1 protein-coding gene is annotated in these 25,632 nt (G+C 38.8%); it reads left to right on the plus strand.

Features of this window, described 5'->3' with window-relative positions; all coding sequences use genetic code 11:
* Positions 1 to 2 precede the first annotated feature (2 nt).
* Positions 3 to 25,598 carry a DUF4347 domain-containing protein gene (locus BMF77_RS27115; RefSeq protein WP_168204493.1) on the plus strand — a complete coding sequence of 8,532 codons (25,596 nt, stop codon included), beginning with the start codon at positions 3 to 5 and terminating at the stop codon, positions 25,596 to 25,598.
* The last annotated feature ends 34 nt before the right edge of the window (positions 25,599 to 25,632 follow it).

A 25,632-nucleotide genomic window follows, 5' to 3' on the forward strand; every position in this document is an offset into this window, starting at 1 on the left:
ATATGGAACCTTCTAATTCTAATTTAAACAACGATAATAACTTAAACCCAAGTAATATACCCGGAGTTGACTTGAATGATCCCTTACAACAGGGATTTGAACAGAAACAAGATAACCGGGGTTTACCAAGAGAACAAATACCTATTATTAATGATTTATTAATACCTCAAACCTTAGAAGTTACTCCTTTAGGATTAATTGATGGGTTTGTATTTACTGAACCTCTGAGTAGCAATCCTACTGATATAAATTCACTCACTGGAGTTGGTGAGCATGGAGTTTTATTGGGTTATGGGGTTGGAAATCCTGAAATTTTTAACGGTTTGGGTGGATTTTCCACAAATGAGTCCGGTTCTCAAGGAGTTTCTTCAGAGATTGTGTTTGTGGATGGTGCGGTTGAAGATTATGAGACTTTATTGGCCGGAGTGGGTTCTGGTGTAGAGGTTGTAATTCTCAATCCTGCTGAAGATGGCATTTTCCAAATTAGTCAAGTGCTGACTCAACGTCAAGGAATTGATGCGGTTCATATTGTCGCTCATGCTGCAGAAGGATTAGTGCGTCTGGGTTCGACTGTATTGAGTCAGGAGACTTTGGATCAGTATCAGTCTGATTTGATGGGCTGGGGAAGTGCTTTAAGTGGTAATGCGGATATTTTGTTTTATGGATGTAATGTAGCTGCTGGTGTTGTAGGGGAGGCTTTTGTTGAGCAGTTAGCACTGTTGACAGGGGCAGATATTGCTGCTTCTAATGATTTGACGGGAAATGCCGCACTAGGAGGAGATTGGGTTTTTGAGGTAAATGCTGGGAATATTGAAGCTAATTTGGTGTTTGATGAATTAACTTTAAACAGCTATCAAAATATATTTCTTGATTTCGTTGCAAACGATAATAGTCAAGAGTGGGGTAGTCAAAGAGGTTCTGGAATCACTAATCTAGATTTTTCAAAAGTAACTGCCGACTTAAAGCTTTCTTATCTTTCTGATACCTTTAGGTTTATTGTTACCAGATTTAATGATGAAAAATCTATTATATTTGGGAGCGCGGCGCAGAACTTTATAGGCAATAATAAAACTAAGTCAGAAGTAAATTTTTCTACTGTTTCTAAGAACTTGACATTCAAAGTATTAGATTTTTCTGCCGACAACAGTAGAGTTCAAATCAATGAACCAGGGAAAGAGTTCTTAACAGTTAATAAGATTCCGAAATTAGTCGGAGGATTAACAGCTACAAACACTCTTGATTTATCCCTGGTTGACTCAAATATAACTTTGACTATCAAAAATAATAATTTAATTGAAGTCAAATTTGAAAACAATAATAATGTATTGTTTTTTGAAAATATTAATAACATCAAAGGTGGATTACGCAACAACACTTATATATTTGAAAATGGAGCAAAACTTAAAGGTCTTTTAACAGGTGGAGCAGATAATCAAGTAGCTAACTCTGTTAATCAAATCATTTATCAAGGTCGAGCAGATATAGATGTAAAATTTACAGGTGAAAAAATTGGAACTGTTCCATTATTGATTGCCAATGGGTTTACTAAAATTAATCAAGTTACTGGAGGGAGTGGAAAAGATAAGATTGATGGTGGTGTTTTGGTAAGTAGTTATAATTTTAACGGTGGTGCTGATGATGACGTGCTGTTGGGTAGTCATGGGAATGATACTTTAATAGGTGGTCCTGATTCTTTATCAGTTAGGTCTTTTTTGGAAACTGATGATGATATCCTGTTTGGTTTTGAGGGTAATGATAGCCTAACTGGTGGTGCTGATGATGATATCCTAATAGGTGGTGCTGATAAAGATAGCCTAACTGGTGGTCTTGGTAACGACACTTATAAATTTGAGAATAATTGGGGCATAGATACAGTTATAGAGAATGCAGGTGAAGGAACTGATACTCTGGATTTCTCAGAAATTACTAATCAACAAAACCTTGAATTTACTATAAATAATGATGGTTTCTATGTCAAAGGCTTTACCATAAATGCCCAAAATCCAATTAACTATACTGGGGATCAAGTTCAGGGGAGGGATGATAAAGACACGATTATTCCTATTCCCAATATTGAGAAAGTGATTGGTGGAAAAGGTAATAATGTTTATAAGATTGCCAGCGCTTGGGCAAGTGATATTGTTTTAAATGATCTTGTAGGGAATCAGGGTAGTTTAGCTAATAATTCAGTATTAGACCTAAGTGCAGTTGATAAAGATTTAACAATTACAATCAGTAAAGCAAACAATCAAGATAAAGTTGTAGTTTTTTACAAGGAAAGTAATAAGACTTATCAAATAACAGTTTTAGGCGTTGAAAATATAATTGGTGGTAAAAGAACAAACACCTATAAATTTGAAGCAGATGCAAGCTTACCAGGAATTATTAAAAATCCAACAAATAGCACTAATATTTTTGATTACAGTGAATTTAAAAATTCTGTTAACCTTAACTTAGGAGAACTAGTTAATTTCAGTCTTGACCCTACTCAAAATCCATCTGCTGTATTTTTAAATCAAATTGAGTCAGGTAAAGTGTGGCAGTTATTCACAACTGCATCAGGAGGAAATTTTACCTTATCCTATGATGGTTATACTACTGGAACTATTGCCCCTGGTGCAAGTGATAATACAGTAAAAAATGCTCTTAATAATGCTGCCAAAAACGGTGTTAACTTAGAAACTGTTGCTAATGTAGAAGTTAAAGGAACTGGTAAAGTAGGAGATCCTTGGAAAATCCAAATTACACCAAAAACTTCTAATAATATTATTTCTAACTTAACAATAAACGGAGCAAACTTAACTTCAGGAAATTTATTAGCCGCATCAGCAACAGGAGTTAATAATAATGACACGAATGGAATTCCTCAAAATGACCCACTAAATAACGGTAAGATTACCAAGATTACAGGAAGTAACGAAAAAGATCAATTATTTGCACTAAATGTTGAGCAAGCTGTTAATTTCTCTGGCGGTGAAAATGATGATCGCCTTGAAGGTGGTAATCGTAATGATACTTTAGACGGTAGTGAGGGGAACGATTTACTTCAAGGCCATAAAGGAAATGATCAGATTGATGGTGGAAATAATAATGATTATCTTGATGGTGGCTCAGGTAATGACACTCTAAAAGGTGGTGACGATAAAGGGAAAGATGTTCTTTTTGGAGGAGAAGGCAATGATAATTTAGACGGTGGTGGTGGTGATGATTTATTAGATGGTGGAACTGGTGATGATGTTTTACAAGGCGGCGCTGGCGATGATCTGTTAATTGGTGGACAAGGAAATGATCAAATAAAGGGAGACGCTGGTACTGATACCTATGTCTTCCAAAATAATTGGGGTTATGATATTGTCACAGCTATTGAATCAACTGGAAATAATAAAACAAAAGAAAGAGATATTCTTGATTTCTCTAATGTAACTGAAAAACTCACCCACATCTTTAGTGAAAATAACCTAATTTCTGGAACAGGTAATTTTAACTTAGAAATACCTCAAGATAGTCTTAAAGGAACTAATTATTCTACAGGTGAAGTTCATTTAAGAACTTTAGGTTTTGTTCATGGACAATATGCCCAAGGAAAAACAGATATTTTAAAAACAGATATTAATGCGGCTATTGTTTCTATCACCGCAGAAAATGATTTAAACGGTGATTATACTCCTGGTATTAATTTCAAAAAACTATTTCAAGATTTAAGCCTAAGATTATTAGTTGATAGAGGCTCTGGAGCAGAAGAATATTTACTAACTGTTGCATCAGCAAGTACAACAGATAATAATACACAAACGAATTTAAAAGACGATATATCGAATGCGTTAAAAACAGCCAAAAATAAAAATGGTGCGACCATAGATATTAGTAGTTTTCTTATTGTTGCTCTAACAAATGGGTTAATTCCCGGTAGTGGTAAACTCGTTTTTACTGTTCAACGAGATAATAATGATATCTCTCAATTAACCAAAAATGCAAACGGTCAGGAAGTTTTTAAAGCTGCTACTATTCAAGTTTTATCAGCAGATGTAACCAATTCTGTGACAGTGGGCGTGGGAGACAAAGATGGGCAAGACTCCCTCAGACATATTGAAAAAATAGTTGCGGCCAATGCTGATAATACCTTTATTTTTGGTAATAAGTGGGGAACTAATGACAAATATACATTAGATAATAATTTCCTCACAGCTATCAGAAACGGCAAACAAGAGATAGTCATTGATACAAAAATAATGACTGCTAGGGGTCATGGACTTGTTCTAGATTTTCGAGCAGTTAGCAACAAATTAGAATTTGTATTTTCAAAAGAAGATGATGGTAGCGTTAGCTTAACTGTTTCTAAAGTAGCGCAGCTTCAACCTCAGTTATTCACATTTTTAAGTCAATTCATTCCTGTAGAAGAATTACAAGCAAGTCCTGCGGGTTTAACATTATTTGATCTAGGGTTTAATGAAATAAAAATCACCAATGTTAATCTTAAGACTGTTATTTATGGTGGTAGAAACGAAAATACTTTTGTCCTTGAAGAGGATGTTATTTACGAAGGAGAGTTGTATGGAGGTCAAGGTTTCAGACCATTCTTGGCTGATGGAATCACTGGCGCTTTAGATGCCTTAGATGCTTTGTCAAGTGCTGATTTTACCGCTATATTACCACAGCAAGTTATTAATACCCTTGATATTTCAGGACGCTCTCCAACTAGAACAAGCACTGTCATTAAAGATTTTGTCAAAGAATTATTATCGCCAAATTATGTCAACCTTGGTTTTAATGGTTTAGGTATTACACCAGATCCAAATATTTCTGCTCAAGTATTTGATTGGGGTAGCAGAAGTCTATCTTTAGATGGGTTACCTAATGACAATGTTAAATACATCCAAAATATTACCTATGGCAAAGGTCTGAATTTTCTTAGAGGAACTGGAATAAGATCGGAACCAGGAGAAAACTGGTTAGATAAAACATGGGGTAGTAATACTTTTTCTGTTGGTACTCAAGTAACTTCTGCTATTCTAAGTCCACTCTACAATAGCGGTTATAGAAAAGGTGAGTGGGCAGATGCTTTCAAAGACATAGCGGCAGATATTCTCTGGGGAGATATAGGATTGCATCTTTTATATGGTGCCACTGGAAGTGATACATATGAATTTTCTGACAAATGGGGTGGTGCATTAATTTTAGAGACGCCCGATATAGTTGGAAGTAATAGCAATTCCAGTTTAGTACCTGAGTTTTTCGACACCCTTGATTTATCGAATGTTACGAGTGATCTCTATATTCATGTATATGATGGAATAGGACTTACTGCTAATACTATTCGTGAAGTTGCTAATTTATTGGGTGCTGAAATCCCAGATGCTGATTGGGATGTTGGTATAGGCTGGGATAATTTTGTTTTAGTTACACCTTCTGATTTTGATTTTTCCGGTGATTTAGTCTCTGATGTTCAGAAAGTGTTTTCTGATGGTATCTTGGGAAATCCAATTTTGGGTTCCGGTGGTTATATCGCCGCTATGGACATTGAAAATATTAGTGGGGGTAGAGGTCTTAATACCGTTTATTTACATGGTGAGGCACAATTACAGGGAACTCTTGGTGCGGGTTCAGGAGGGCAGGTAACGATTGACTATAGTGACTATTATAAGCCAGGCATAGAAGCTGATTTAAAAGCAGGATATGAAGTAACACCACCAGAATTGATTTTTGGAGAAAATGCCTTTGGTAGCTTCTTTGGTAATTTAAAAGGTATAGAAATTCTGGATACATATCCCTTAGGACGTGCTGAAGGAATCTTAGGAAATCGTTTCTTTAACCTCACCTCTCTTTTAGATTTATTACCTGATAATTTGATCAATTTTAATGGGAAGGATATTGTCGATTTCTTCTCTGAAGATACTGCTGTAATCTTAATCAGTAAAATTATTGGCACATCAGGAGATGATACGCTTTATGGTAGTGATTCCACAGGTGAAGTTTTCGTTGGTAATGGGGGTAGTGACACTATTGATGGAAGAGGTGGAGCAGGAGATGAACCTGATACTTTTAGTTTCGATGGTACATCAGTCCCAACTATTATTGATCTATCCCAAGATATTGCTTTGCAAGGTAATCAACAAATTATCAATGACCTTTGGAGCAGGGCTAAACAAAGAATAGATTCACTGCAAACACCATTATTGCCTCTCCAAGAAAACAATGATGATTGGGCAGAAATTGCTAATAATAATCAGGATTTAGATAAAACAACACTTGTTAGCATCGAAAATATTGCAGGTAGCTCTGGTAATGATTTAATTATTGGGGATAAAAATGAAGCTAATACCTATTACTTCTATGATAATTGGGGTCAGGATATTATTATTGATTCCATAGTCGAAGGTGAACGAAATATTCTTGATTTCAGCGGTGTTACGGGAGGTATCAGTGCTAATGATATTCATCAAGAAAGTTGGGGCTTAAGGATTACTAAGGGTTCAAATACAGTTTTTGCTTTTGGTGATTTTCAATTTGACCAAAAGACAGAAGATATTGTAACTTCTCAGGGCTGGTCATCAGGTTTCATACTCCCATTCACCCGTAGTGTAGATGCAAGTAATCTTACTGCGGAAACCAACACAACTTCCTTGGCTGATGTCACACCCCTCACTAACTCTCAATTAAATTCCATCGTCCAAGAAGCACAAAATCGTTGGTTAACTTCTTCTTTAGCGAATTCTAGTTCCATTGATATTACCAATGTCACCTACGAAATCACTGACTTACCCGGTGCTACCCTTGCTCAAACCGTTAGCAGTAACAAAATCTTCATAGATATTGATGCCGCAGGACGTGGTTGGTTTATAGATTCTACTCCCACAGATAATAATGAATTTATCTGGAATGATGGTCTGTGGCAAGCAACAGATCCCTCCGCAGTTCAAGGAATTGACCTACTCAGCACCGTCATGCACGAAATTGGTCATGTTTTGGGACTTTCCCATAACAGTGATACTAATCAGTTAATGCAAGACCAATTAGGAGTGGGAATACGTTTTGAGATCCCTGAATGGCAACCAGGCACTCCCATTCCTACTACTTCCACCTTGGGAACACTGGAAACTGAAAAAAGCGATCAAGAAAAACTATCAGATGGTTTAACTAAATTTGCAAATTGGTCTAGTAACTTTAGTGCTAAAGTTGAAGCAATTACCGCAGACATACCTGAAATTCCCTTCCTATCTTTAGATAAATCCCTGTCAGATTTATGGGCATTAACAGGGGAATCAATTACCAATAAAATAAACGAACAAGTAACCTATCTAGTTGATAACGTCTTTGATAGTAAGCCCATAGGAGAAGAAGTTACTAATGCGGATATTGCAGCATTAGATGAGATTAGCCAACCCCTGACCAGTAACCCAAGGGAGTTTCAAACTACCATTAATCTCACTAGCTTCAGTAAAGAAGTTAATTTGGAATTTTCCAGCAATATTTTAGGTAATTTAGGTTTAAATCTCCCCTTAGAAATCAATCAATCAGAGCCTTTCATTTTCTCTGGTGGCTTGGATTTACAATTTAACTTTGGTTTAGATCAAAATGATGATTTCTTTGTTTATGCTCCCACCCTGATTGGACATCTTAGCGTAGATCACGGAGATCCTTTTGATATATCTTTAAATCTTGGTCCTTTAGGCGTGGGAATAGATGATGGTACTCTCAAACTAAATGCTTTTATCAGCTTAGGTACTGAGGGTAAATTAACCTTTAATGCTCTTGATGATGACCCTACTGGAAGCCTAATTGGATCACCTATTTTGGATGGAGATGCTAGTTTTGAAGTTAATTTGCCCATTGTGCTACAAGGTGCATTAGCTGGACTTCAAGATGAGCCAGGGGTAATCCGTGCTTCCGTTAGCAAAGAAGACAGTTTCAGTAGTTTCTTCAGCCAAATTGCTAATAGTGTCACTAGTCTTAATCTCAATGAAATATTTGAAATTGAAGCTGTCTCCCTTGATACTTTATTAGATGGTATTGAAAATGTTTTAGATCAGTTAGTACAACCAAATGGTATTGCCTATAAAAATATCCCCATTATTGATAAAAGTATGGTGGATATTCTTGGTTCAGGTTCAATTAGCTTTATTGAAGGATTGAAAGGGGCAATTAATACTGTTCAAGATAATCTCAGTAATATTCAAACCTTAGAAAGAGATCTGAACTTTGCTATTGTTCAACAACTGGGATTGGATTTAGAGCTAGGTGGTAGTAAAGAAGAATTACAAACAGCCTTTAATAATTTAACCAGTCTTTCCTTTGAATTAGATGGATATTCTAGTGATGCTGACATTGCTCAGGCTTTGGTGGATTCTGCGCTTGTTAAAGACTTGTTAAAAGATTTACAAGTTTTAGAAGCAAATAACAATTTAGAAAGCTTTGGTGCCACTAAAGATTCTAGTTATGATGAGCTAGTTAATACTCTATCTAATACCAGTGATCAAGAACAAATAAATTCCTTAATTAGCGATCGCAATTTAGTTGCTGAAAATTCTGGTTATATTGATGCTTTAAGGCAATTAAATCAAATCGGTTTGGATGCTAATGCCAGCATAGCAGATATTGAGCAAGTATTGGATAATAGCGATGAAATTGCTTTAGCGAAAGAATCAATTAATATTCTTAATAATTCTAGTGCTGGAACTTATGAAAAATCTTTTGCCCGTAATTTCCTCCAAGCTAGAGGTTTAGACGCAAACTCCACCGAGATAGCTATCAAAACGGCTCTTGATAAGACTGAAGATATTAATAAAGCAAAACAAGCTCTCAATACTGTTCAAAATGCTCCTACAGAAATCAAAGAAGCGTCCAACAGGTTAGCAAACTTAGGACTAAATGGAAAATCTACAGATAAAACCATTAAAATCACCTTTATAGATCAAAGCCAACTCACAAAACTACAAAATGATCAGAGTTTCCTAAAAAACAGTAACATCAGCGTTGCAGAAGCAGAACAGAATCTTGCTGAATTAGGTATTAGTGAAGACACAAGTGTTGAAGCTATATATATCTCCTTAGCAGAAAGGGATCATGAAATTATCTTCAATCAACACAAAGCAGATCGCAACACCCTAGCGGAATTTGATGCTATTAAAATCATTGGTCTAGGCTATCGTAACTCCACCCTCACCTTTGAACTCAACATTGAAGGCATTGATTTTGAAGGTCAACAAGAATTTTCCCTGAGCTTAGAGGATTTAGCAACCCTTGACGGTGTACCTGATGAAGTTAAAAATATTATTGAGAAAGCAGGTGATCTCGGTTTTGATGCAGGTGCAGCAGGTGAAGTTTATATTGATGCTTCCGGTTCACTTAACTTAGGTTTAGACTTTGATCTCAGTGATGTTCTCAATCCTAAGCTCTATGTTCACGATGATACTCGCTTTGACTTTGATCTCGAACTAAAAACTATTCAACCTCTGGACTTTAATGCTTCTTTAGATGTAGGACTAGGTGGCAAAACAATTCCCCTTGGCTTCTGGGTTAAAGATGGAACAGCAGATATTGATCTGGTTGGCAATTTACGTCTAGCAGAAAGTAGTACAGGTCGTTATCTACTCAGTGAGCTTAACTCATCTAACATGGATTTATATGTAGATGGTTATGCCAATATTGACCTTCCCCTCTACTTCCCCACCGAAAATATTCCTATGGGGGGAACTACAGATGATCAGGATCTAGACGGCATTGCTGATAATGTACTTCATCTAGATGCAAACTTTGAAAATGGGGGACTAACCAATCTAGAATTCAAAGTTCCTAACTTAGTATCCGCTTCCCAACTGTTTACCTTCCTCAATGATCCAGATAATATTATCCTTGCTCTAGAGGGGATGTTTGATACCTTTGATGCAGGGGTAAAAGCTGCTGCTAATGTTCCTATTCCACTTATTGGTGACAAATTAGGCGAAAATATCACCTTCTTCCAGGAGATTAAGAAAGATTTATTAGGTACAGAAGCTGCTCCTTCTAATTTCCGTCGTCAGCTACAATCTCCCAAATTAACCATTGAAACCATTACCGAAGGCACAGAATCTGTTTACGAAGTACAAAAAATATTTACTAATCAAGTAGCGGGTTCATTCCAACTATCCTTTAATGGTATATCTACAGATTTAATTGTTCATAATGCCAGTGCTGCTGACATTGAAGCTGCTCTTGAGGGTATTAATGGAGTAGGAGATATTAGCGTCACTGGCAATGGAACTAGTCCCTGGGAAATTACCTTCAAAACCTATGGTGATAAAGCAGCTATTAAGCAGGACAGTAAAACTACCATTGAAATTATTCAGGATGCAATCTTTGGTAGTAAATTGGGTGAATACCTGACCCTAACTGATATTAATGATGATCAGAAAATTACCGCTCTGGACATACCACTATTTCTGAATAATGACTCCATCCAATTTAATCTCCCTATAAGCGGTATCCTGGGTAGCTTTGATCTCCCCATTAACTTTGATGCCTCTGTTCCCGGCTTGGGACTAAAGATAGATGAAGGCTCAACTATTAATATTGATCTATTATTTGACTTTGAATTAGGGTTTGGGTTTAACACCACAAATGGATTCTATGTAGACACCACGGGAGCTTTAGACACAGGAGAAGAACTAGCAATTCGCTTAGAGGCAACACTGTCCGATGACTTTGGCGCATCTGCTATTCTCGGATTCCTTGAGGTAAGTGTGGATGAAATAGATGCGGGTTCGGCGTTAGACAATGACAACCGTAACAGTGGCTTCTACGGGAAGTTAGGCATAGACCTACGCGACCCCAACAATGATGATGGCAAACTTACCTTTGGTGAATTTGATACTGCTCTGAGGAATATTCGAGAAACCTTAGTAGGAACACTTATAGCAGAGGCAGATATAGATTTAGCTTTAAAAGTAAATGTACCAGATAGTGCAGCTTTACCAGAAATTAGTACCATCCTCCGCTACGACCAAGTATTTGCCAACGCCAGCACCGATACTAATTCCAACACTACCTTTGGTGGTTCTCCGATTGTAGTATTTGAAGACGTAAAACTAGATTTAGGCAAACTCCTCACTAACATTGTTGGCCCAATTGCCAACACCATTGCCCCCTTCATAGATCCAGTAGTTGGTATTCTTGACTTCATTACGACTCCCATTGACTTAGGCATTGCCAAAATTAGTCTCCTTGACTGGGGGCGTTTAATGCTTACTCCTACACAATTTAGTGCTGTAGAAAAATCAATTAAAGCCATTCAAACCTTTGGAGAATTTATCAAATTGGTAGATGATGCCCAAGGGGACAGTATAACAATAGATTTTGGCGACTTTACTTTAGGCAATACATTACTTCAAGATTCTAATTATAAAATCACGGAAGAAGATGTAGCAGGTAAACAAGCACCAGATAATAAGCAAGCAACTTCTGGTACAAAGTCTTCTGGTGTGGTGAAACAAATAGGAACAACCAAAGGCTCTATTGAGTTACCTATATTGACTAACCCCGCCTCCCTGCTAGGGGTAATGATGGGGAAAGATGCGACAATCTTCCGCTACGATATGCCAGACTTGGTATTAGACTTTAGATATAGTCAATCTTTCCCTGTTTTCCCTGGATTAAACGCTGTCATTGGTGGTAAGATTACCGCAAAAACTGACTTTAGCTTTGGTTTTGATACCAGCGGTATTAGAGCTTGGGCAGTTGAAGAGGAATTTAAACTCAGTGAGATAGATCGCATCTTAGAAGGTTTTTATGTTGAAGATACTGTAGGTGGTATAGCTGATGCTGAAGACAAAAAAGAATTAGAGTTTACGGCTGGTATATTTGCAGGTGCTTCCATAGGTATTGGTGGTCTAATAGAAGCTGGTGTCAACGGTGGTATAGAGGCTAATGTTAACTTTAATCTCAATGATATTCCAGACTCTCAAGGTCAAACCGATGGTAAATTCCGTATTGATGAAATTAAAGCCCGGATTGAACAAGACCCTCTGTGTCTGTTTGATGTTAGTGGAGAAATTAGTGCCTTCCTGGAAGCATTTTTCTGGGTAGGAATCAGATTCTTTGGTATAAATATTACGCTTTTTGAGGCCAGAGAGCGTTTTGTTGATGTAGTTCTGGCCTCCTTTAACCATAGTTGTCCACCGCCAGCAATTCCAGATATTGCTTATTTACAAAATGATCAGCTAGTGCTAAGCTACGTACCTGAAGGACAAAGTAGCCAACCTAGTAATCAAGCTCTTAATTATGAAGTTTCCTTACTAACTAGTGACATTAAAAACAGTCAAGATAGTGTGATTTGGGCTGCGGGAGAGACCATTGAAGTTCGAGCCAATGGAACGAAGGAATATTTCTCACTCAACGAGGTTAATAGCATTTATGCGGTAGGCTCTAATGCTAATGATATTTATAAGATTACTAATCTCGGCGATAAATCAATTGACATTAACATTAATGGTAGTGGTGGTGATGACAACATCATTATTGATGGGGTTAAGAGCAACAACATTACTGTAGATGGTGGCAGTGGTAATGATTGGATTATGATTGGTGATACCGCCGACGTAATCGCCAACACCATCGTAGTTCAAGGCGGATCTGGCAAAGATAACATTTCCCTTGGTGGTTTTGCTAATGCCAATGTAGGAATAGAGGGGGGCGCAGAAGCAGATAATATTTCCATTAGCAGCACCTTCGCTGATAAAACCAGAACCATTGATGGTGGTAGTGGAGATGATATTATTCAAGGTAGTGATGCTGCCGATACTATCAAAGGTGGCGCAGGGGATGACCTAATTCGAGGTGGTGCTGGTAATGACAGCATTGAAGGTGGGGATGACAACGACTTAATTGAAGGTGAGTTAGGTGCAGATACAATCAAAGGTGGTGCAGGTCGAGATTACTTGATAGGTGGTGCAGGTAGCGACAGCATTGAAGGTGGTGCAGGTAATGACACCATTGAATGGACTACCGGAGACGGCAATGATAACTTTATTGATGGAGGGTTAGATACCGACACCTTTAGTTACATATCCGAAGGGGTTGTAAATGATGCAATTAATATGACTGCCCAGGGTAGTGATGTTAAAGTAGATGTCATCTCAGCTAGTAGCACTTATCTTCTCAAGAGCATAGAGAGTATTAACCTGGTAGCTGGAGAAGGCTCAGATGTAGTCAGTATTTACGATCTCAGTGGTACTACCATTCAAGATATAGATGTGGATATGGGTAACAGGGAAGTTCTTGATACTACTCCCTTGACAACCCAAGCAAGAAAAGATATCCAGCTAGTTACTCCTATCCTTGATGCACCAACAAATACCACTAATCCAGATCCAGATGAAGTTCGTAATCAAACTATATTCTCCACTACCGATGACTTTGAACCCAATCAACAAACAAGCCAATCATTCTATCAGTATGCTTTAGGTAGTCCCACCCATTTATTTAATGATGATGGTAGTCCTAGCCTGGTGGATAAAATTGTGGATGGGGTGACAGTAAAAGTTCAGGATATTCAAGGTGGACTACCTGATGGGGATCTTAGTTCCGGTGATGTGGTAGCGATGGAAACCCGCAACTCAGTCACAAACACCTTTGAGTTGAAAACAGTTAATCAGGTATTTGATGCTTCTGCATCCCTGGGAGAGAACGAAGGTGTTATCGAAGACTTCTACCGAGTGGATGTCACCAAGTTTGAGGATCTAAATGAATCTAATCTTAACTATCTCTATGAAGATAATGGAGACCCCACTTTAACCACTGTTACTATTGGTGGTGTTGATTATTCTGTACAGGATGTAGAAGGAGGAATTACTAATGTAGTTACCTTCACTGGAATCAGTGAACTCAAAGCAGTTCAAACTCGTCAAATACAACAATCTCAACGAGTAGAATCCCAACAATATGAGGTAGTAGATGATCCTGACAACTTAGGAGAAAAGATTACCAAACCAATAGAAGGAAAAACAGATGTATTTATCACTCCTGTTTACGATTTAGATATTTCTGCGGATCATCTTTATGTTTACGGTAGTGCAGGAACGGATGAATTTAATCTAGAAACTAAGTCTGACGAGACCCTAAAGACAGATATCATTGAAATTGACCAACAGGACGGTATTAATATAACCCTCATTAATTCTCGTCAGGGTCAAGATCAATTAACTATTAATACTGGAGATAATGCAGATATTGTAGATGCACATTTAGTTGAAATTGATCTCCTCAAACAGCTAAACATTGTTACTGGCGCAGGTGATGATCGCGTCATCGGTTCTCGCTACATTGATAATATTGACTCTGGTGCTGGTGATGATACCGTTACTGGAGGTGCTGGTGTAGATTTATTTACCGATATAAGCGGTAATGACACCCTGATTGAAACTCGTAATGAGTCAGGTTTCCGAGATATTTCGCTATTCGACAATTACTTAGTAGTTGGGGATCTAGCAGATAATTCTAACAATCCTTATGGAGAATATAAAGTTGGTGCTGAAGTAGAATCTTTACAGGCTATCTTTGAAAATGCAGAGATTAGCGGAGGAGTTAACCAAAATACTCTTATTGTTGGGGATGATGATGGCAGCATTAAAGTAGGAAGTAATATTCTTGGAGTCAATAATTGGAGTGGTAAAGCCTTCCTCGATAATGTTAGTAGCATTGGTAATGATACCGACCCAGAAGCCTATGTAATCTATATGGACGGTAGTGGTAGCACTGGATCTGATATCACTATCAGAGATAGCGGGGGTGATGAAGGGTTAGATCACCTGATTGTTAATGGTTCAGTCAATGCTGATAATTTTGTCTTGGATGTAGTTAATCCTAAAACCTCCAATGAAGATGCAAGGATTCAAGCCATTGGTAATAGCACTGACACCATTTATTATGACTCCTCGATGGAGGCTTTATACCTTAATACCCTCGCCGGAAAAGATACGCTACGCCTAGATGACAACAGAGTTCGCACCTTCATTGATCTCGGTTCTGGAGCAGATAGTGTTCAGGTAGGTACAGTTGAAGAAAAACTTAGTAAGATTGATGCTTCTATTCCAGTAGTGAATTTAGACACTCTCACCCCTGGAGTATCTACAGTGACCACTATTTATGGTGGTAGCGGTGGAGATTACTTCGAGGTAAACCATAACCAAGCTGTTCTTTGGCTATATGGTGAAACAGGAGATGATTACTTTGTACTTAACACCTTCCTCATTGAAAAAACTGATGATCTTGATGAGCAAGAAACTCTAGGTATTGATGGTGGTGAAGGGGTTAATTCCTATGCACTAGAAGTGGATGAGGAGCAAGATATCAGTGATGCTTTTGAATATCTCCAAAATGCTAATGTCATTATTGATGGTGGTCCTGGTACAGATACCCTAGTAATTAACGGTACAGCCATAGGAGATATCTTTGTTGTTACTAAAAACTTCCTCGCTGGCGCTGGTCGTTACGTCACCTTTGAAGGTATTGAACGACTGGAGTTGAATGGGGCGGGGGGAAATGATCAGATATATGTGATGAGTACGGCTGCGGGGCTAGAAACTATTATTCGGGGTGGTTCTGGGGATGATGAAATTCACATGGGTGGTGAACATCCGGCTATCTTCCTTGATCCTCCAGAATATCTGTTTGAGCCTGATCCAGTATTAACTCAAGATTTAACTAAAATATACCGACTTTATAGCCAACCCACCACTAACCGGGGTCCATTAAACTTCAATACCTGGGTTGATCTTTATGAACCCAGGATAGAGGGTAATACTGCCTGGTATAGCTATTCCAACCCATATACTAATTACACCATCAAACGGGATGTGCTATCTCCTTATGAAAATCTCACTTTGAATTACTTTGAGGGTAATGAGGTAAGACATATTCAGTCCATAAATGATGTACCTGGTTACTATGATCCTAAGGATGATGAAATAGATTACACCTACTTTGTAGGTGGTGATTCTGCCCAGAATAGTGTAATCAACAATATTAATGTTACTAGCCTAAATCATACTTTCCTAGAATGGGATAGCAGGGCATGGAACGACCATAAGAAAGCTAAAATAGGTACTAGTGTTGAATACACTCTACCTAAATTCAACTACATCGCCTATGCAGATTATCGCTATAAAAAATACATTGCGAATACTCCTACTCCCCAATGGGTAGATCCTAATCCCTATTGGGTCAAGCTTGAGCGTGGCGATGATCTCAACCAATTTGCAGGCAAACTAACCATAGATGGTGGTAACTCAGTAGATAGGAACAATCAAACCAACCAAGATAAATTGGTGGTACACAATGAAAACGGCACCGTTAAAGAAGGTCATTTGGGAACTCTCTATGATATCCAACGTAAGGATATTCAGGGACGAGCTTTATTTAAAGCAGGATCTACCGAAGCTAATGATGAACTTTCTGGTTACGACATTATCCTGGAAGGAGATATTCAGAATGGTGATGTCTGGACAATTAAGGTTGATGGAGTTACCTTTACCTACAATAGTGCCGGTACTGAAGACATTGCAGCGATCGCAGCTAATTTCCGCAATCAAATTTTAGCTAATGCTCTATTCACTGCAACTATTCGGGTAGATAGTGGTGATACCATTCTTAATGTTCAACGTACTAATCAGGCAGATATCCAAACTATTGAAGTTATTACTACCAATAGTCATGTTGATCGTGAAGCTGTCACCAATACTGTTTATGGAGATAATGGACTGACCAGCGATGATATTATCATTGATTCTCGCACCACCCTTCGAGGCTTTGGTCAAGCACAAAATGTGAGTCAGGATATCTATGGCGTAGAAATCCAGAACATTGAAAACATGGATCTGCGGCTATCAAGTGGAGTAGATACCCTGACTGTAGAAGGAACAATAGATGGCACGACAGATGTTGTCCTTGGCGGTGGAGATGATATCGTAAATATCATAGCTACTGATGGTGATGTCAACATTCTGGGTGGTGCTGGTAGTGATGTAGTTACTGTAGGAGATAATAGCCATACCCTTGCTGACATTAACGGTAGCATTGATTTCCAAGCAGATAGCCACCGATATGAAACCTCTACAGGTAACGGTAAATTACTAGATGTAGCTAAAATTGAAAATAATGGACAGGTAAAAACCAAAGCTATCGACTTTAAACAGTCAGAATTGAGCAGTTACTTTGAAACCGTTCGCACCCAAGCCCAAAAAGAACGAGGAATTACTCCATCATCTATCTCAATTACCAATAGTGAATACTTCTACAGCAATGCAGCAGTCTTTGACGGACTAGGTAACGAGCGACGGGATGAAAATAATAATATAGTTACCGTCAATGGGGAAATTCAGTACAAAGATGGTCAAACTACTGCCCAGCATGGAACACAATTAGACAAGAATGGTAATAAGATTAACTCACTCACTCAAGAACCTGGTATCCAAACCATTCAAGTTAAAATTGGCGTATATGATACAAGGTCAGTTGAGGATTTAGATGTAACAGTAATTGATGTTGATACTGTTTCTGTTGGTGCAGGTGCAAATGATCGCCTAATTATCAACAATAGTAATAATAGCAGTGGAGATATTGGCACTCTTACTGATGTTGACTTGGTGGGTTTAGGTTTAGCTGCCGAAGACAAAGTTAGCTTTAATAATTTGGATGATATTAATATCACTTTAGGTAGTGGGACGGGTAATTTTACCATTGCAAATACTATTGATGGCACAGTAACTCTTAACACAGGTAATAATCCCAGCGATGGCAAAGATAATGTTATTGTTAAAGCAATAGCAGGTAATACCACCATTAACACTGGTAGTGGTAGCGATATCATTGATGTCTATAACGATGAGCTTCTCTTAGAAGATATCAACGCAACCCTCACCATTAACGGTAATGGAGTGAATGATATCCTCAATGTGGTGGACTTCCTCGATTTAGATAATGAGTTAGGTACTTTAACTAACCAAACGTTAACTGGTTTAGGAATGGGTGGCAGTATTGTTTACAACACCGTGGAAGCCTTCAATATTAGTTTAGGTCAGGGTAATGATACCTTCAATATTGACAGCACATCATCCAATTCCACCACTAATATCTTTACTAACTTTGGGGATGATACTGTTAACGTCAAAACCATTTCTGGAAAAACCAATATTAACCTTAATGATGGATCTGACACTATTAATGTTGGAGACAATAATCAAACAATTCAAGGTATTCAGGCAAATCTAGGTTTATTCGCTGATTTGGATACAGAGTTTAGCGATGTACTGAATATTTATAATTCTGGAGATACCATTGGCCGAGTTGGTTATTTATCTGAGACTTCCTTAAGCAACCTGGGAATGCTGGGTAGTATTGGCTATACCAAATTTGAAACCATTAACATCAAATTAGGTAGTGGTAGTGATACCTTCACCGTGAATGGTACTGCTGATGCAACCACCAATATTTATGGTAATGGTGGTAATGAAGATATCAAAGTAGAAACAGTCCAAGGATTACTGAATCTATTAGCTGGATCTGGTAGCGATGAATTTACCCTCTTTGACGGCAATGGAGATAATGCTGGGGAGAATGCCATTGTCACCTGGGATGGTGGTTTAGATGATGACATTGTGACTCTCAACTTGGGATTAAATACCGGAATATTTGTAGAAATTGAAGATTCTGGTAATACAAATTCTGGCGGTAATAACCAACTAATTATTAACACTACAGAAAACAGCGATCGCATCATCCTTGATGGTGGAAATAAAACCACCGATATCACTGCTGGTGTTGTCTATATTGGTAGTATTTCTAGTACAAGGGAACAAGTTAATTATCGTCAACAGGACTTCCTTCAAGTCAATAGTTTAGGTGGAAAAGATGAAATTTTAGTTGATGACACAGCAGTTATTACCGAAATCAATATGGGAATAGGTAACGATAATATTATTATCGGCACTGTTCCTACTATTCTCGACACCGATAACCTCACTCCTGAATATCCAAATGGAGTTCCTATTGCAGACACAGAAAACATGACCAGAGGTAACTCTGCACCATTAACTATCAACGGTGGAGATGGGAATGATAACTTTGAAGTCAATCATAACTCTGCTAAACTTTTCCTCAATGGCGACAATGATGATGATACCTTCTTCATCAATACTTTCCTGGTACTCAGGGATGAAAACGACAATGGAACAGCAGACCCTCTCAACCAAGCAATAATTACAGGTGGTCGGGGTTCAGACCGCTATTCCTACCTACAAAATGCTCCTGTTGAAATTAGTGGTGGTGATGGTTTTGATACCATTGTCATAAACGGAACTCCCATTGGAGATGTCCTAGTTATTACTGATACTTTTGTTGCAGGTGCGGGTCGCATTGTCACCTTTGATGCTGATGTTGAACGAATAGAAATTAACGGTGGAGGTGGAGATGACCAAATCTATATCCTGTCCACCAAAGAAAATATTGAAACCATTGTTCGCGGTGGGTCTGGTAATGATACCGTTCATCTAGGAGGAGATCATCCTATATTAATCTTTGATCCTCCCTCAACTACTGTTCAATCTCCTGGTACTACTATTGAAGAGTTAATTACTGAAACAATAGATTACACTGTTGATCCTGATCCATTTACCCAAATTGTTTCTTTAGCTGCTTTAAATAATGAAAGTGCCTTGGAAGCACAGTATGGCGGTTCTATTATCAACACTAATATCGTCAAACAAGATATAGTCCTTAATTTAGGCTTCTTTAAGATTCGTTTAGCTTCTATTCGTCTCTACGCAGAAGTAACTTTTGATCCTCCAGCCCAAACTCTAACTAAAACTGTAACCAAAACAATACGGAAAACCATTGCTCCTGCACCTATTGTTTATGATGAACCAGCCTTTGCTTTCAAATTAGATGCAGTGTTCACACTCCATGATATTAAAGGCAATTTAATTATTGACGGTGGAGAATCTGTAGATAGTCTTGGCAAATCCTTCTATGATAATGTGGTTGTTCATAACGAGTTAGGAGCAGCAACACCTGGATTTTTAACTTCTGAAATTGACCCCAATGATAATAACAATATTCTTGGCAAACTCAAAGGATTAAATTTAGGAATTAATGGAGTTACCTATGAAAACTTTGAAGATATTGAAATTCGTTTAGGTACACTCAGTGATACCTTCACTATCGAAGATACTCATCAAGGAATAACATCCTTAGTTTTAGGTGAAGGTAACGATCAAGTTGATGTGAAAAAACTTTCTGGTGAAACTCGTATCTTAGGAGGAGCCGGAGATGACACGGTTAATGTTTCTAACGATAACTATAGCCTCGCTGACATTAACGATAAATTAACCTTTAATGGTGATGAACATCGCCGAGAGCAATCTATCCCTGTTCCTATTGATAATGCGATAGTTACTACTTCAGATTTAGTATTTGTGGAAGCAGGAATCGCTAAAGTCAAGGTGGCACAAGTTGATCCAATAACAGGTGAAGTTGTTAAAGAAGAAATTACTCTCACTGTTGATCCATTAACAGGAGAACCCTTAGATCCTCCAGCCATTGTAGAACAAGTAGTAACCAGAGTTGTTCCTCTTAATTTCGCTCAGAAAGAGTTAATTACCGAATATATTGCTGGTAATGATGTCTTAAATATTCAGCACTTTGGTGATAACAGAAATCAAGTTGGAACTTTAGCACCAGCATTAGAATTGGTCAATCAGTTGGACACTGAAGGAAAGATTGTTTATCACACACCTGGAACTCCAGTTATTGATCCCATAACTGGCGAACCTGTTTTCCATAAAGCAGGAGAAATTATCTTAGGAGAAAACGGATTACCATTAACTGAAGCAAATGGAAATACTTTAACTTATCAAGGTAATGAACCTGTTTTACATGGAGGAAAAGACCCTGTACAAAAATTGCGTCCAGTGGAAGCTTTGTCAGGCTTAAACTTAGAAAGCACGGTTAATTTCGTCAATTTAGACCAAGTTAATATAGACCTGGGTGCAGGAGATGATATCTTCAACATTCAATCCACTACCCCGGAAACCCATATTAATCTTAGTTCTGGTAGTGATCGCATTTATGTTTCCTCTACAGCCAATGTGACGGATCTATCCCCAGCCATTGACATACAATCTTTATCGGGGGATTTAGAAGATATAAACGGTAATCTCTATATAGATGCTGGCACTGGTGATAATCAGTTACTTATTAGTGATGAAGTTGATTTAACTGGAGATACCATTGTTCAACAATACAATGGTAATTATGTGCAACTAACTGGCATGGCAGTGGGCAACATCAACTATGTAGCGACTAATGGCAATTTTAGCAATGGCTTAGATATCATTACAAGTTCTGGGGCTGATAACATTACCATTAATGCTTTACATGGAGAGGATCATACAAAGCTGTATGCTCGTTCCGGTGATGATGACATAAGAATCAAATCCTTCGGTGTCAATCCTTTAGCATCTCTAACAATTTACGGAGAATTAGATAATGATGTTATAGATGCCTCTCAATCACCTATTGCAGTGACAATACATGGTCAAGAAGGCAAAGATTCTATCTATGGTAGTGATTTGAACGATACTCTCTTTGGTAATGAGGAAGATGATCTGATCATCGGTAATCTAGGGGGAGACTCGATAGATGCAGGAACAGGAAATGATATAGTTGTAGGCGATCGCGGTTCTGCCACCTTTAACGAAGCGGGAATTTTACTAGAAGTTATTACTGCCACCAATGGCGGAGGAGGCAACGATGACATTCAGGCTGGAGATGGTAATGATGTCATTCTAGGGGGTGCAGGAATTGATTATATTGACATAGATCGCACCACAGGGGAAACCATAGGCAATGATAATGGTGATGATGTCATGCTTGGCGATGATGGTTTTGCCATATTTGCAGTCATTAATGGCGATCGCGTCCTACGTCAAGTCCAATCCATAGATTCTCAGGATGGAGAACGTGATTACATTGCAGCAGGTACAGGGAAAGACATCATCCTTGGAGGTGTCGGTGGTGACATTCTCAAAACAGGGGATGATGAGGAATCAGATATTATCATTGGAGATCATGGCACAGCTAACTTTAATCTTGATGGTGAATTAATTGCGATCGAAACCAGTTCACCGGAAAGTGGTGGCGATGATATTATTACAGCAGGAGATAGACCCAACGTACTTGTAGGTGGAAGTGGAGCAGATACCATCACCGCCGGTAGTGAAGCTGATATTATCCTTGGAGATAACGGAAAAGCTAAATTTACCGATGGCATATTAACATCCATCGAAAGCACAGATCCTGAGTATGGCGACAATGACAAAATCACCGCCGGAGATGGCGATGATATAATCATCGCTGGCAGTGGAGCAGATCAAGTCTTATCTACTGGGGATAATGGAAACGACATCATCTTAGGAGATAACGGTGCTATTACCTTCCAAGAAAGCGGTACGCCTATCAGTGTTATCACCAGTGATTTTAGCGAAGGTGGCATGGATAGAATTGAAGGTGGAGAAGGTGGAGATATCATCTTTGGTGGAGCAAATCAAGACACCATTACCGCTGGTGGCGATGCCAAACCCGACATTATCTTTGGTGATGAAGGTACAGCAAGTTTCGATATCAATGGCAATCTCCAAACCGTAGTATCTATTGCCCCTGAAAGTGGTGGCGATGATATTATCACAGCAGGAGATGGATTCAACGTACTTATCGGCGGAAGTGGAGCAGATACCATCACCTCTGGTAGTGAAGCCGATATTATCCTTGGAGATAACGGAAAAGCTCAATTTACCGATGGCATATTAACATCCATCGAAAGCACAGATCCTGAATATGGTGGCGATGACCAAATAACTACAGGAGATGGAGATGATGTAGTCATAGGTGGTACAGGTAATGACACAATAAACAGCAATGGAAATAATGACATAGTGATTGGTGATAATGGTTTAGTTCATTATGTTGTCAATGATGATGATACATCTTCAATTATATTAATTAAATCAATTGAACCAACAATAGGTGGAAACGATGTGATCACAGCAGGTTCAGGTAATGATATTGTGATTGCGGGAACAGGTGATGATACAGTTTTTGGAGGTAAAGATAATGACCTCATATTTGGTGATAATGGCAGGATTGAAGGTGAGATTGATGCTACTTTACTGCCACTAAATCAGGCAATTAATCCATTCATATTCACCTCCATTGATACTGAAAACACTAATGGTGGCGGTGCAGATAATATTTCAGGTAATGAGGGGGATGATATTATTCTCGCTGGTCAAGGGGATGATACCCTGCGTGGTGATGCTGGAGACGATATTATAGATGGAGAAAGCGGCACAGACACTGTTACCTACGATAATTCTCCTGATAATGTGGTAGTTAATCTTGATAGGAATCAAGATTTTGCAAATCTAGGAGGTTTCCTTCATAAAAGCGTCTTCCTCCATCACCAATTTGTCGAGAGTGATCTTGAACCCACATTTGCTATTAATGCAGGGGAAGGACAAGATGGTTTTGGTGGTGTTGATATCTTAATTGATTTAGAAAATGCCATCGGTTCAGATTATGCTGATGTCTTAATCGGCGATGATGGTGATAACAAACTCTTTGGGCTGAAAGGCAACGATGTCTTCATCAGTAGCGTTGGCAATGACAGTTTAGAAGGGAACGAAGGACGAGATGCCCTCAGCTACCGCCGTGACCCCAATGCGGTTATCGTTGACCTCAGCGCCCCAACCGCCACCGATGGCTTTGGCGATACCGACAGCCTCACCAGTATTGAAGACTTAATTGGTACTGCCTTTGACGATACCTTGAGTGGTGATGCAGTTGCTAACCGGATTTATGGTGGCAGTGGTCAGGACATTATCTCTGGTGGCGATGGCAACGATGAACTCTATGGTGAAGATGATAACGATCAACTCTACGGTGACAGTGGCGATGACTTCCTCGTAGGTGGTCTGGGTGTAGGTAATATCATTACCGACCAAATAGATGGTGGAGAAGGTATTGATACGGTTTCTTACTATACTTCAACGACTAGGGTAGCTGCTGACTTGGGTAATGGTAATGGCACAGAGGGGGATGCTTTAGGCGATCGCTTCACCTCTGTGGAAAACCTAGAAGGTTCGGAATATAATGACATCCTTAGAGGAGATAATGGAGCGAATATTCTCTCAGGACTAGGAGGAGATGACAAACTATACGGTTTAGATGCTGACGACAGTATATATGGTGGAGACGGCAACGATTTCATGCACTCCACAGGTGGTAACACCATGATGGATGGAGGAAATGGCATTGATATCATTACGATTACTGGCAATGGTAATGACACCATTTACGGTGGCGAAGGCAATGATAATATCAACACAGGTGCAGGTGATGACGTAATTTACGGTGGTGAAGGGATTAACGTCATTAATGCCGGCGAAGGTAATAACACAATTTACGGTGGCAGCAATAAAGACACCATTACCAGTGGATCTGGGAATGACACCATTTACGGTGGAGAAGGCGATAATGTCATTAGAGCAGGTGAAGGTAACAATACAGTTACAACTGGTAGTGGTAATGACAACATCACCAGTGGTGCAGGTGATGACATCATTGATGGCGGAGATGGTAATAATTTCATCAATGCTGGCACAGGAAATAATACAGTTACGACTGGTAGTGGTGATGACAACATTACAAGCAGCACAGGTGATGACATCATCAATGCTGGAGATGGCGACAATATTATTAATGCCGGTGATGGACTCAATCAAATTACTGGTGGTACAGGAAAAGATACTATTCACACTGGCACTGGTGATGACATCATTGATGGCGGAGATGGTAATAATTTCATCAATGCTGGCACAGGAAATAATACAGTTACAACTGGTAGTGGCAAAGATACCATCACCACAGGCTCAGGTGATGACATCATCAATGCTGGAGATGGTGACAACTTTATTAATGCCGGTGATGGGCTCAATAAAATTACCACTGGTGCAGGTAATGATAACATTACCTCTGGTACTGGTAATGATGTGATTGTAGCTGGAGATGGCAAAAACTACATTTATGCCGGCAATGGAGATAATGATATTACCACTGGTACTGGTGATGACAGAATCACCTCTGGCACTGGTAATGATGTGATTGTGGCTGGAGATGGCTACAACTTTATTAATGCCGGTGATGGAGATAATGATATTACTGGTGGCGATGGTATTGATTATATTATTGCCGGGGCCGGTAATGATATTATCAGAGCAGGTGAAGGTAATAATATCATCAGAGCAGGTGAAGGTAACAACACAATTACTGCTGGTAGTGGACGTGATAACATCATTGCCGGGGCTGGTAATGATACTATTGATGGCGGGGATGGTGATAACACTATTAATGCTGGCAACGGTAATAATGAAGTTACCACTGGCTCTGGTAATGACAGGATCACCACTGGTTCAGGCGATGATTTTATTTACTACGGCGACGGCATTGATCTAGTTAATGCTGGAACTGGTATTAATGACACCAAAAAGTTTAAGGAAAAAACGCTTGGTTTAGGTTAAGCCTGTTTGCTTGTTACCTGTATGTTTGAGGATT

Source organism: Dolichospermum sp. UHCC 0315A (genome assembly GCF_008121535.1).
Lineage (GTDB): Bacteria > Cyanobacteriota > Cyanobacteriia > Cyanobacteriales > Nostocaceae > Dolichospermum > Dolichospermum lemmermannii.

Bases quoted from the DNA above. Each gene is read 5' to 3' on its own strand.
- BMF77_RS27115 (WP_168204493.1), top strand. From the start codon at position 3: ATGGAACCTTCTAATTCTAATTTAAACAACGATAATAACTTAAACCCA.